Annotated in this window: 13 protein-coding genes; 6 read left to right on the top strand and 7 right to left on the bottom strand. The window is 67.0% G+C overall.

Annotated elements, in window-relative coordinates:
• Positions 1-41 precede the first annotated feature (41 nt).
• Positions 42-704 (bottom strand): ribulose-phosphate 3-epimerase, encoded by a 663-nt coding sequence (gene rpe, locus TQ38_RS16455; RefSeq protein WP_043978445.1) that lies wholly within the window; start codon positions 702-704, stop codon positions 42-44.
• Between the two features lie 292 nt (positions 705-996).
• On the opposite strand from rpe, the gene TQ38_RS16450 reads away from it, so the two are divergent.
• The gene (locus tag TQ38_RS16450; protein ID WP_240197912.1) at positions 997-1,518 is read left to right on the top strand and encodes a DUF2141 domain-containing protein; all 522 of its coding nucleotides are present in this window, start codon (positions 997-999) and stop codon (positions 1,516-1,518) included.
• 7 nt (positions 1,519-1,525) lie between these two features.
• Here the strand turns inward: TQ38_RS16450 and TQ38_RS16445 are convergent, their stop codons facing one another.
• The 3 genes from TQ38_RS16445 to TQ38_RS16435 are packed head-to-tail and all read right to left on the bottom strand — an operon-like array spanning position 1,526 to position 4,357.
• Complete coding sequence (locus tag TQ38_RS16445; protein WP_043978442.1) at positions 1,526-2,287, bottom strand: nucleotidyltransferase family protein; 762 nt, start codon at positions 2,285-2,287, stop codon at positions 1,526-1,528.
• Positions 2,284-3,219: a hypothetical protein gene (locus TQ38_RS16440; protein ID WP_043978441.1), complete on the bottom strand. Its 936-nt coding sequence runs from the start codon at positions 3,217-3,219 to the stop codon at positions 2,284-2,286. The genes TQ38_RS16445 and TQ38_RS16440 overlap by 4 nt, the downstream gene beginning before the upstream one ends.
• Positions 3,220-3,268: 49 nt before the next feature.
• The gene (locus TQ38_RS16435) at positions 3,269-4,357 is read right to left on the bottom strand and encodes a diacylglycerol kinase family protein (protein WP_240197911.1); all 1,089 of its coding nucleotides are present in this window, start codon (positions 4,355-4,357) and stop codon (positions 3,269-3,271) included.
• Positions 4,358-4,462: 105 nt separating this feature from the next.
• Between TQ38_RS16435 and TQ38_RS16430 the strand changes: the two genes are divergently transcribed.
• Positions 4,463-5,599 carry a CDP-alcohol phosphatidyltransferase family protein gene (locus TQ38_RS16430; RefSeq protein ID WP_043978438.1) on the top strand — a complete coding sequence of 379 codons (1,137 nt, stop codon included), beginning with the start codon at positions 4,463-4,465 and terminating at the stop codon, positions 5,597-5,599.
• A gap of 4 nt (positions 5,600-5,603) precedes the next feature.
• Positions 5,604-6,035 carry an HIT family protein gene (locus TQ38_RS16425; protein WP_043978436.1) on the top strand — a complete coding sequence of 144 codons (432 nt, stop codon included), beginning with the start codon at positions 5,604-5,606 and terminating at the stop codon, positions 6,033-6,035.
• Between the two features lie 8 nt (positions 6,036-6,043).
• Here TQ38_RS16425 and TQ38_RS16420 read toward each other — a convergent pair whose 3' ends face one another.
• Entirely contained in the window at positions 6,044-6,802 is a 759-nt protein-coding gene (locus TQ38_RS16420; protein ID WP_043978557.1) for a sugar phosphate nucleotidyltransferase, read from the bottom strand.
• Positions 6,803-6,962: 160 nt separating this feature from the next.
• On the opposite strand from TQ38_RS16420, the gene TQ38_RS16415 reads away from it, so the two are divergent.
• Positions 6,963-8,318, top strand: a complete 1,356-nt coding sequence (locus tag TQ38_RS16415; RefSeq protein WP_043978434.1) for a lipopolysaccharide biosynthesis protein — start codon at positions 6,963-6,965, stop codon at positions 8,316-8,318.
• Between the two features lie 21 nt (positions 8,319-8,339).
• Here TQ38_RS16415 and TQ38_RS16410 read toward each other — a convergent pair whose 3' ends face one another.
• Complete coding sequence (locus tag TQ38_RS16410; protein ID WP_043978432.1) at positions 8,340-8,630, bottom strand: GNAT family N-acetyltransferase; 291 nt, start codon at positions 8,628-8,630, stop codon at positions 8,340-8,342.
• A gap of 84 nt (positions 8,631-8,714) precedes the next feature.
• On the opposite strand from TQ38_RS16410, the gene TQ38_RS16405 reads away from it, so the two are divergent.
• Both TQ38_RS16405 and TQ38_RS16400 read left to right on the top strand, forming a co-directional pair.
• Positions 8,715-9,710, top strand: coding sequence for a low specificity L-threonine aldolase (locus TQ38_RS16405; RefSeq protein ID WP_043978430.1), 996 nt, complete (start codon positions 8,715-8,717; stop codon positions 9,708-9,710).
• A complete protein-coding gene (locus tag TQ38_RS16400; RefSeq protein WP_043978428.1) occupies positions 9,707-10,624 on the top strand; it encodes a DMT family transporter in 918 nt (305 codons plus the stop codon). The genes TQ38_RS16405 and TQ38_RS16400 overlap by 4 nt, the downstream gene beginning before the upstream one ends.
• Here the strand turns inward: TQ38_RS16400 and TQ38_RS16395 are convergent.
• Entirely contained in the window at positions 10,534-11,379 is an 846-nt protein-coding gene (locus TQ38_RS16395; protein WP_043978426.1) for an epimerase, read from the bottom strand. The two genes, TQ38_RS16400 and TQ38_RS16395, sit on opposite strands and share 91 nt — an antisense overlap.
• Between the last annotated feature and the right edge of the window lie 32 nt (positions 11,380-11,411).

The following is an 11,411-nucleotide window of genomic DNA, read 5'->3' as shown; positions in this document are numbered from 1 at the left end:
GTTCCTTGCCGTGGGGCGAAGAGGGGTGCCAGCGTCCACTCTTATGCCAGGCCCTTGAGCGTCTGGATATTAGCGGCGTACTGCGACGGGCCGCCGCGGAAGGTCGCCGATCCGGCCACCAGCACGTCGGCGCCGGCCGAAACGCACAGCGGCGCGGTTTTCGCATCGACGCCGCCGTCGACTTCCAGGCGGATGTCGCGGCCGGTCTTGTCGATCATCTTGCGCACCGCCTCGATCTTGCGAAGCTGGCTTGAGATGAAGCTCTGGCCGCCGAAACCGGGGTTAACGCTCATGATGAGCACCAGGTCGATGTCGTCGATCAGATAGTCGAGCATCTTGGCAGGCGTTGCCGGGTTGAGCGAGATGCCAGCCTTCTTGCCCAGGTTGTGGATCGTCTGCACCGTGCGGTGGACGTGCGGACCGGCTTCGGGATGGACGGTGATGTAGTCCGCGCCGGCATCGGCGAAGGCTTCGAGATAGCTGTCGACCGGCGAGATCATCAGGTGGACGTCGAAAACCTTGGCGCTGTGCGGACGCAGGGCCTTCACCACGGCAGGGCCGATGGTGATGTTGGGCACGAAGTGGCCGTCCATCACGTCTACATGGATCCAGTCGGCGCCGGCTTCGTCGATGGCGCGCACTTCCTCGCCGAGCCGTGCGAAGTCGGCGGACAGGATCGAGGGGGAAATCAGGGGTATCGTCATGGTAGTTTTATGGAACTCCTCACCGTGAACGAATACGCCACCACATATTGGGGCGACAAGCGCCGACAGGGCCGTTTTCCACACGCGATATTGGGTCAAGCCTCGCGGGAGGCCCGTCTGAGGTCGCATGCGGTGAAACGACGCTGTCAGTCGCCGGAACGGAAAATTCAGTAGCCATTCACGGCGGCTCGGGCATTTAAGCCGCATGAAAAGGGTTCATGGCATGCCCCGCCAGGAGGGGCGAACGAACGGCCGCCAGCTGGCCGGGTCTCCGTCAATTGGAAAAGAAATCATGACGACCAGTCCCCAGGGATCGATCGCAATGCCCCGCGCGATGTCCGCAGCTCTGGCGATGGCCGCCGCAGTTGGCCTTGCCGCGCCGGTTTCGGCGCAGGCTGAGTATCGCAACGAGATTCGTAATGAGATGGGCCGCTGCTCCGCCGACAAGGGGCCGGGGCTGATGGTCACCGTGGACGGCATCAAGGCGTCATCGGGCAAGGTGCGCGTGCAGGCCTACCGCGCCAATTCGGGCGAATGGCTGGTGAAGGGCAAGTGGCTCTCACGCATCGAGGTTCCGGCGCGTGCGGGCAGCATGAGCTTCTGCGTGCCGCTGCCGGCTTCCGGTACATACGGCGTGGCCGTGCGTCATGATGTGAACGGCAATGGCGAGACCGATATCCGCACCGATGGCGGGGCGATGTCGAACAATCCCTCGATCAACATCTTCAACCTCGGCAAGCCCAGCTACACCAAGGTTGGCGTGCCGGTAGGCGGATCGGTCAAGTCGATCCGCATCCAGATGAAATATATGTAAGGGGCGGTCAGGCGGCGCCGCGCGCCGTCATGATCGTCCGCGCATCCGCGAGGTCGGAGGGCTTGTCCACGTCCACCGCCGCCAGCCCGTCGCGCGCAGCGACGAGGCTGGCGCTCACGCCGATCCGCTTGCCCAGCCTTGCGATCGCCGCCGCCAGCGTCAGCCGGCCCAGCGCATAGCCCAGCAGCATCCCCAGACCGAGCCGCGCGGCGATGCGCCAGGGACGCTTGCGGTCTGCCTCGACCATCTTCCAGGTCTCGATCGCCAGCCCGGCGTTGCCGCTGGCGAGCAGGAACAGGTTGCAGCCTGACCATTGCCCGTCGGCAAAGCGCAGGTAGGTGCGCTTGCTGCCGGGCATGGCGGCCTCGATGGCCTCGCGCCGGGCAAGCAGGATCGCAACGTCGCTGCCTTGCGGCGTATCGTTCAGAAAATCGCGCACCCATTCGCCGCGCAGCAGCGCATGGTCGCTGGTGGTGACGATCAGCGGCGCGCCCAATGCGTCGAGGCCGATCGCCACGCTGGCGCTGGGGCCGGTGCCGGTCGCCAGCACCTCGCAGCCGAGCAGCAGGGCAAGATCGCGCACCTTGTCGTCGCGGGCCGAAACCGCGATCCGCTCGATCCCTGCTTCGCGCAGGGCGTGGACGACATGCGCGAGCATCGGCTGCCCGGCGATCTCCACCAGCGACTTGTGCGCCGTCCCTTCCGCCTCTGCGACCGGGTCGGGCGCGCCGGGGCGTGAGCCGGCGAGGATGAGCGCTGCCGGCCTCACCGCGTACCTTCCGCATTCGCCAGCGCCTTGCGGCCGCGCCAGACCTGCCAGAGCACGCCCGGCGCGCTCAGCACCGGATGACGCTCGCGCCAGGGGGTGATGGTGACGGGGACGCCGGTGTGGCGCTCGATCTTCCAGGCAGCGTAGCGCGATGCGCCCTCGAACGTGGTCGAGGCCTTGAGCAGACGCAGCACGTTGTAGGGTTTGCCCAGCCGCTGGCGGCGCTTCCACCAGGCCAGGGTCCGGGCGCGGCCGCGCGCCGTGATTTCGGGGCGGATCGCACCATTTGCGCCGCGGGTGAAGCGGATCGCCTGCGCGCTCAGCGCCAAGGGCAACAGGCCGTCGAAATGGGCGCGGTTGGCGGCAAGGATCGAATCCTCGCGGCCTGCCTTTTCGACGCGGAATTCGGCGGCATAAGTGGCGCGGAACAAGGCGCGCCAGTAATCTTCGGGCGTGCCCGCCTCGGGGCCGAGGGCCACGGCGAGCCGGGCTGCGGTGCGCGCCGCCTGCGCCACAGCATCTGCGACAAGGGCGCGGGCGCTATCGTCGCGCAGCCAGGCAAGCCCGCTGGGCTGGACGAAGCGGGCCCAGATCGTGGTGTCGATCCGCTCTCCGGCGGCGGCGGCGCGGAAGGTTTCCAGCGCCATGGTGGCGACTTTGGCGCGCAGGGGCACACCGTCATGGACCCATTCGTGATAGCTGACGCGCGGCCAGATCCGCCCGACCTGCGGCCCGGGCAGCAGCACGTAGAAATCCAGCACGCCTTCCAGCGATCCGGTGCGCAGGTTGGAGCCGTAGAACAGCACGCCCAGCGCGCCTGCATCCTGCGCCAGTCGCTCGGCAAAGGCGCGCACCGGCGCAACCACATCGCGGGCCAGCGCCGCCGCGGTGCGGTCTGCAAGGGTTTCGGATCCGTAGAGGTCGTCGCTCATTCAGGCGTGCATCGTGCAGGCCCGCCATCAATGCAAGCCCGGGGCTGCGTCAGGGCACCACGAAGTTGATCTGCGGGCCTTCGTCCAGCACGTAGCGGCCGGCGGGGAAAGCCTCGCCGTCGAGGATGAACGAGCCGCCGATGTCGAGGTCGATGTTGTTCACGCTGAAACGCTTGGCACCGTTGCGGGTCAGGAACTTGCCCTGAAGACCGAACATGATCGCCGGCAGCAGCGCGACGATCCAGCGCACCGGCGAATCCATCACCGCCAGCTTGAGGCCGGCGCCGGGATTGCGCCCGAACGGCCGCGCGCCCAGCGGGAACCGCTCGAACGTGGTGGCGAAGGTCAGGAACCGCTCACCCGGATTGCCGCGCCCGTCATAAGGCAGGTGGCGGCCGCTGCGGCGGTCGACGATGCGGGTGGGGGTGCAGGCGCGCCAGACATTTCCGGCGCGGCCGAACAGGGCGCCGACGATGGCGGCCAGAATGGAAAGCCCCACGGCAAAGCTGTTGAAGGCGCCGCGGCGGTGGGCTTCCTGCCCGGCCTCGGTCGCCAGCGCGAAAATGCCGGTGCCCAGCACGAAGCCAAGCACGCCGCGTCCCTTGCCGTCGGACGGGGTGAGCCGCATCGGCCGGCGAGCCAGGGTTTCACCCCGGTGCGCGGCGGCCATCGCCTGCGTCAGCGACCAGTGGTTGGGCAGGCCCAGATCGACGGCCAGTGCGTTGGTCTTTCCCTTGGGCAGGACCACCAAGGTCGGCCAGTCGTCCCCGAAGATGTCGGCGCCGCAGGACAGCACATCGCGCACGGTGCCGTCGCCGCCGTCGACCACGAGGTAGTCGATGCCGCGCCGGGCGAATTCCGCCAGCGTGTAGTGCAGTTCCTCGCGGGTGCTGGGCGTCTGCGTCAGAATATTGGAGCAATCCGCCATTTCGGGCGTCTTGCCCTTGTTGCGGTGGCTGCGCGGATTGCGCACGATGCCGACAAGCGGAACCGCCCGTCCACGACGCGCGGGGCGTACCGTGTGGGCGCCGTTGTGGCGGCCAAGCTCACCGAAAATCGGCAGCGTCTCAAATTCGTAAATGCTTCCGTGCACGGGCGCTATGTAGTGACGCCCGTCCGCAAAATCATCAAGAAACATGCTCTGACACATTAAAGTTACAGTTCGATGGCAGCTGTTGCCGGGCAGACACGTTTGCCCCGCTGCAATTGCCAGCCTGTCTGCGACCGACTACGGGCTGGGGTCATGGTGCAGGAAAAGCAGGCAATGCCGGTCGTAACGATCGGCGAGAATTTCGTGAAGCTCTGGGGGCTGACGATGGCCCGGCGCGTGGCGCGGATCGCGCGGGCGGCGGGGCTGGTTTCACTGGACGAGGTGCCTGCGGGCCCGGCGATCCTCTCCAACGCGGCCCATGCCTGGGACCCGGCGTGGTTTGGAAACATCACTGGCCGGCCCGGCGTGGTGCTCACTTTGGGGGGCGTTCCGGCGCTCGCCCATGCCGTGGATGGCGGGCAGGCCGCCCGAATCGCGCAGGCCATGATGCAGGGCACGCCGCTGGCGGATATCGCCGGGCTGGAGGTGATCGCCTATGAAGACGGGCCGACCGTCGAGAACAAGCAGCTTAGAAAGCGCGAGACGCCGTTCCTCATGCCGCTCGTCCCCGAAACGGTGCGAGCGATAGAGCGGGCCAGCTATTTCGGCGCCTACAAGGGCGTAACCGACGTGCTGACCAAGTATCTCTGGCCCGAATGGGCGCTGGTCCTCACCCGCATCTGCGCGAAGCTGGGGATCACCCCCAATATGGTCACCAGCGTGGGCGCGGTGTTCTGCGTCGTTGCCACGGTGCTGTTCGCCTATGGCCACTACTGGGCGGGGATGGCGACGGGTCTGGTGTTCATGGTGCTGGATACCGTGGACGGCAAGCTGGCGCGCTGCACGATCACGTCCTCTGCCTGGGGCAATGTGTTCGATCACGGCATGGACCTTGTCCATCCGCCGTTTTGGTGGTGGTTCTGGGCGACTGGCCTTAGCTTTTGGGGCATGGCCTACGATCCGGTCACCTTCTGGTGGGTGCAGGGCGCGATTCAGGGCGGCTATATCGTCCAGCGCCTGATCGAAGGCGCCTTCATGCGCCAGAACGGCATGATGCACATCCATGTGTGGACTCGTTTCGACAGCTGGTTCCGCCTGATCACCGCGCGGCGCAATCCGAATATGGTGATCCTGTTTGTCGCCATGATCTTTTCGCGGCCCGATCTTGGCCTGATCGCGGTGGCCTGGTGGACGGCGTTCTCATGCCTGATCCACGCCGTGCGGCTGGTTCAGGCCTGGACCGTGCGGGCGCGCGGAGGCAAGATCACCTCCTGGCTTTCGGAAGGCTGACGACATGCACGCAACGATCGAGAAGTTCGGCTGGCCCGCGACCCTGGTGGCGCAGTTCGATCACTGGGTCGTTCTGGCAAGGCCGTCGCAGCCCACGCTCGGCTCGCTGGTGCTGGCCGCGAAAAGCGATGCGACCGCTTTCGGCGACCTGCCGGCCGAGGCCCACGCGGAGCTGAAGATCGCCACCGCCGCTATCGAGGCCGCGCTGGGCGAGGCGGTGGGCTATGCGAAAATCAACTATCTGATGCTGATGATGGCTGACCCGCAGGTCCATTTCCACGTCATCCCGCGCTATGAAGGCGCGCGCGAGTGGAAGGGCCGCGAATTCGTCGACTGCGGCTGGCCCAAGGTGCCCGACCTTGGCCATGCCGTAACGCTGGAGGGCGAGGCCCTCGATGCGCTGACGGCATGGCTCAAAGGGTATTTCGCGGCCTAGACGCGTCCTTACGCCCAGGTGTCGGTCAGCTTCGTCGCGATTTCGATGTCGTTGAGGAAGTCCACTTCGGCCCAGTCGAGGCCCTCGATCGAGACGGTGCCGACCTTGCCGGTGGGGGCGATCGAATCGATCACCTTGAGATACCAGTGCTGCACGCCCTCGGGGGTGCGCATGGCCTTGCGCACGGTTTCGCGGAACAGTTCGACGCCTTCGCCCCGGAAGGCGAGGAAGCCGATCGATTCGGCGTTCGACTCGGCGGCGGTCAGCGTCTTGCCGATATGAACGAGACGGCCATCTTCCGCGCGCTCGACCTTCATGTCGTCGCTGTCGTAACCTTCCGCCTTGATGTCGACGGTGACCGTCACCGGCCAGGGCTTGCCGTCGGGGCCGAGCGAGCCTTCGAGAACCTTGCGCACGATATCTTCCGACACCAGCGTGTCGCCGTTGAGGATCAGGAAGTCGCCGCGCATCGCCTCACGCACGATCCAGCAGGAACCGAGATTGTCGGCCACCTTGAAGAAAGGGTTGAAACGGATGGCGATTTCCACGCGCGGATCGCGGATCGCGGCAAGGTGCGCCTCCAGCATATCGGTCATGAACCCGGTGACCACGTCGATGCGCTTCACGCCGCAGCGGGCCAGCATCTCGATCTGCCATGCGATCAGCGAGCGGCCCGAGAAGTCGATCAGGCACTTGGGACGCTCTGCGGTGAGCGGCAGAAGGCGCGAACCCTGGCCGGCGCTGAGAAGGATGGCGTGTTCTATCATGTTCAGGTTCAGTCTGCCCAAAGGCGATTAGGGGGGAGCAGCGCCATCTAGCGATTGCGGCGCGAAAGGAAAAGCTCTGGCGGGGGCTGACCTGAAAACGTTCCCCCCAACTACGAGTGATCCCTTGCAAGTGACAGCCCCCTCGTCCAAATGCACCCCGATGCCCGCCAAACGCGACCGCCAGGAGAGTGCCACTCCGCTAGGGCGGATACTCCAGAACACCGCCTGGCTGCTTGGCGGAAAGGGCTTCGGCGCGATCTGCGGCCTGGCCTACCTTGCCATTCAGACGCGCACGCTTGGCCTGAAGGACTTCGGCCACTTTGCGCTTATCTTCGGCACCGCGCAGGCGCTGACCTCGATCGCCGGCTTCCAGAGCTGGCGTGTGGCGGTGCGCTACGGGTCGGAGCATGTCCATAACAAGGACTGGGGCAAGTTTGGCCGCCTGGCGATGCTGTGCGGCATGATCGACGCCGTGGGCGCGGTGATCGGCTGCGTTTTCGCCGCAATCGTGATCTTCGGTTTCGCCCATGTGCTGGACCTTAACCCCAAGTACGTCGACGTCGCCTTCTGGTACTGCTGCATCTCGCTGTGGGCGCTGGTTTCCGCGCCGACCGGGGTGGTGCGCGCGCTTAACCGGTTCGACATGGCGGTCTACGTCGAGGCGATCGTGCCGAGCGGGCGGCTTGTCGCCGCGCTGATCATCTGGGCGACGGGCCCTTCGGTCGGCCGTTTCCTGGCAGCATGGGCGGCGGTCGATATCCTCGAAGCCGTGCTCTACTGGTACATGGCGCGCAGGCTCAGCCCCGAATCGATACGTCTTTCCAACTTCGGCAAGTGGCGCCAGGCGCTGGCGGAAAATCCCGGCGTTGCGCGGTTCTTCTTCATCACTTACGGCGGCTCGTCGATCGATGCGGCCATGAAGAACGGCCCGCTGCTCGTGGTCGGCGGCTGGGTGGGCACCCGCGCTGCCGGTCTCTACCGCCTTGCCTCGCAGCTTTCGCAGGCGCTCAGCAAACTTTCGACGCTGCTCACCCGCTCGGTCTATGCCGAAGTCGCGCGCGTGCGCGTGGCCTCCAAGGCAGAGGAATTCCGCAAGCTGGCGGTGCAGACGACGATGATCGCCGGTGTTGCCGGCCTTGCCGTGGTTGCCGTCGCGGTGCTCGCAGGCGAGCAGCTGCTGGCGATGATCGGCGGCGAGGCTTTCGAAAGCGGTGCAGGCATTCTGGTGCCACTCGCCATCGCCTCCAGCTTCGATCTTGCCAGCGTGGCGTTCGAGCCGGTGCTGCATTCGACCGGCAAGGCGCGCCATTCGCTGGTAGCACGGCTGATCGCGGTTGTCGCGCTGGGCTTTGGCCTGTGGCGGTTCATCCCCATCGGCCCCAGCGGCGCAGCCTGGGCCGTGGCCCTTGCCGGCGCGGTTTCCTACCTTGTGATGGGCCTGATGGCCTGGCGCACCTTGCGGCAGGTCGAGGCCGGCAAGATCGCCATCGGCGTTGAGGACGACCCGCTGGAGTAGGCGCGCCGGGGCCGGCCGGGGCTATCCCTTTACGTCCGCCCATTCCGGGTGGCGCTGGAAGGCAACGGCGACGTAGCTGCACATCGGCCCGATCTTGAATCCGTTCTCCCGTGCGTCGGCGACCATCGCCTCCACCAGCCTTCCCGCAACGCCGCGCCCGCCGATCTCCTGCGGGACCAGCGTGTGTTCGGCGTAGTGCACGCCGCCGCGCGCCGTCCATGTCAGGCGGCCGATGTGGTCGCTGTCCGCCACATGGGCGTGGTATTCGCCGGTGGAGCCGGTTTCGTGCTTGGTGATGGTGACGCTGACCATGGGTCGTTCTCCTCGTGGTGTTGGACGGGGCGATATCTGATGGGCGCTTGACGCGGGCCGCGCGCCCTTACAGGGCATATGGCCATGCAGTTCACCTCCGACAATGCCGCCGCCGTGCATCCCGCCGTCTGGAAGGCGATGATGGCGGCCGATACCCCCGATGCGCCTTACGATAACGACGCGCTGAGCCGCAGCCTGGACGGAGCGTTTTCCGCCCTGTTCGGGCGCGAGTGCGCGGTGCTGTGGACCGCGACCGGCACTGCGGCAAACTGCCTCGCGCTTGCCTCGCTGGTGCCGCCGCACGGCGCGGCCGTGTGCCACCGCGAGGCGCATATCGAGATGGACGAGGCCGGCGCGCCCGGTTTCTTTCTTCACGGCGCCAAGCTGCTGCTGGCGGACGGCGCCAGCGCCAAGGTCACCCCGCAGACGCTGGCGGCGGTGGTCGATACTATCCGCGACGACGTCCACCAGGTTCAGCCCCACGCGGTCTCGATCACCCAGGCCAGCGAATATGGCTGCGTCTACCGCCCGGACGAGGTTGCCGCCATCGCTGCCTTCGCGAAAGCGCGCGGGCTTGGCCTGCACATGGACGGCGCCCGCTTCGCCAATGCGGCGGCGTATCTGGGCTGCACCCCGGCCGAGGCGGCGGGCGATGTCGACGTGCTGAGCTTCGGCTTCGTCAAGAACGGCGGGATGAGCGCCGAGGCCATCGTCTTCTTCGACGTCGAGGCCGCGAAGGCGATCCGCTATCGCCGCAAGCGCGCCGGGCACCTCCAGTCCAAGGGCCGGTTCATGGCCGCGCAGATCCTGGCGCTGCTCGAAAACGACCTGTGGCTGGACAATGCGCGGGCCGCCAATGCTGCCGCGGCCGAGATCGCCGCCGCCGCGCCGGGCCGCCTGCTCCATCCGGTCGAGGCGAACGAGGTGTTCCTGACCTGCACCGCCGCCGAGCGCGAAGCCTTGCGCGGCGCGGGCTTCGCTTTCTACGACTGGGGCGCCGATGCGGCGCGGCTGGTGACTTCGTGGAACGCACGGGCCGAGCATGTCGGGCCGCTGGCGAAAGCGATCGCGTCCTTATGAGCGTGGACACTTCGGCGCAGTCCATGCTGCGGCCGGCAGTGGCGCTGCCGTTCCTGCTTGTCGCGCTGATATGGGGGTCGACCTGGTGGGTGATCACCGGCCAGATCGGCCATGTTCCGGCCAGCTGGTCGGTGACCTGGCGCTTTGCCCTGGCGACCCCGGCGATGTTCATCGTCGCCGCCGCGATGGGCCGTAGCCTGCGCATCGGGAAAGGGGGCCACTGGCTGGCCTTCCTCGTCGGCGTGACGCAGTTCTGCGGCAACTACAACTTCGTCTACCGCGCCGAGATGTACCTGACCTCGGGCATCGTCGCGGTCATGATCGCGCTGCTGCTGGTGCCCAATACGGTGCTGGCGCGGATTATGCTGAAGCAGCCGATCCTGCCCCGCTTTGCCGTGGGCAGCGCCATCGCCATCGCCGGCATCGCCCTGCTGCTGCTTCACGAGGCGCATGAGGCGCCGTTGGGCGACAAGGTCCTGCTGGGCGTGGTCTTCGCGCTGATCGCGATGATGTGCGCCTCGGTATCGAACGTGATCCAGGCCAACGAGGTCGGCCAGCGCCTGCCGATGGTCAGCCTGCTGGCATGGGCGATGCTTTACGGCACGCTGTGCGACGCCGCGCTGGCCTTCGCCATCGCCGGGCCCCCGGTGCTGCCGACCGATGGCGGATACTGGCTGGGCACCGCCTACCTAGCGCTGTTTGGCTCGGTAGTGACGTTCCCGCTCTATTACACGCTGATCCGCCAGCTGGGCGCCGGGCGCGCGGCTTACAACGGCGTTGCCGTGGTGGTGATCGCGATGCTGTTTTCGACGGCGCTGGAGGGTTATCGCTGGTCGCTGCTGGCAGGGGCCGGGGCGGTGCTGGCCATGGCGGGGCTGGTTGTCGCCCTGAGCGCGCGCAAGCCTTCTACGTAAGTGGGATAGCGCGGGCGCCAGCCCAGCACGGCCTTGGCCTTGCCGTTGGTGACACGCCGGTTCTCGGCATAGAACGCCAGTGCCATCGGTGAGAGGTCTGCCTGCTCCAGCGATTGCAGGGGCGGCGGCGGCGTGCCGGTAAGGCGGCAGGCTTCCTCCACCAGCCGGTTCTGCGCGCAGGGCAGGTCGTCGGCAAGGTTGTACGCTCCGCCCGGCGCGGCGATCCCGGCGAGGACCCCGGCGGCGATATCCTTGACATGGACGCGGCTGAATACCTGCCCGGGCAGATCGATGCGGTGGGCCCGGCCCTCGGCCAGGCGCTCGAAGATCGAGCGGCCGGGGCCGTAGATGCCGGGCAGGCGGTAGACCCGTGCCCCCAGCGCCCGCCATGCCGCGTCCGCCTCGGACCGCGCGGTGCGGCGGCCGGTGCCGATCGGTGCACTTTCGTCCACCCAGGCGCCGCCGGTGTCGCCGTAGACGCCGGTGGAGGACAGATAGGACAGCGCCCGTCCTTTCAGCGCATCCGCGTAAAGATCCAGCACCGGGTCGAGCGGTTCGCCGCGCCCCTCGCGGCCCGGCGGCACGGAGGAAAGCACATGATCGGCATCGCCGAGCGCCATCCGCACATTACCCTCGTCGCCGAAGGAGAGAGTGCCTTCGCTGCCGGTGGAGATCACTTCCCAGCCGCGCCGTTCGAAGCGGGCGGCGATGAAACGCGCGGTGTAACCGAGGCCGAAGATGAACAGGCGGGGCATCGCCCATGCCTACCACCCCGGCGCTGGCGGGC

It is taken from the genome of Novosphingobium sp. P6W (assembly GCF_000876675.2).
GTDB lineage: Bacteria > Pseudomonadota > Alphaproteobacteria > Sphingomonadales > Sphingomonadaceae > Novosphingobium.
Note: the sequence above shows the minus strand (reverse complement) of the source record. Positions and strands in the feature narration are given on the sequence as shown.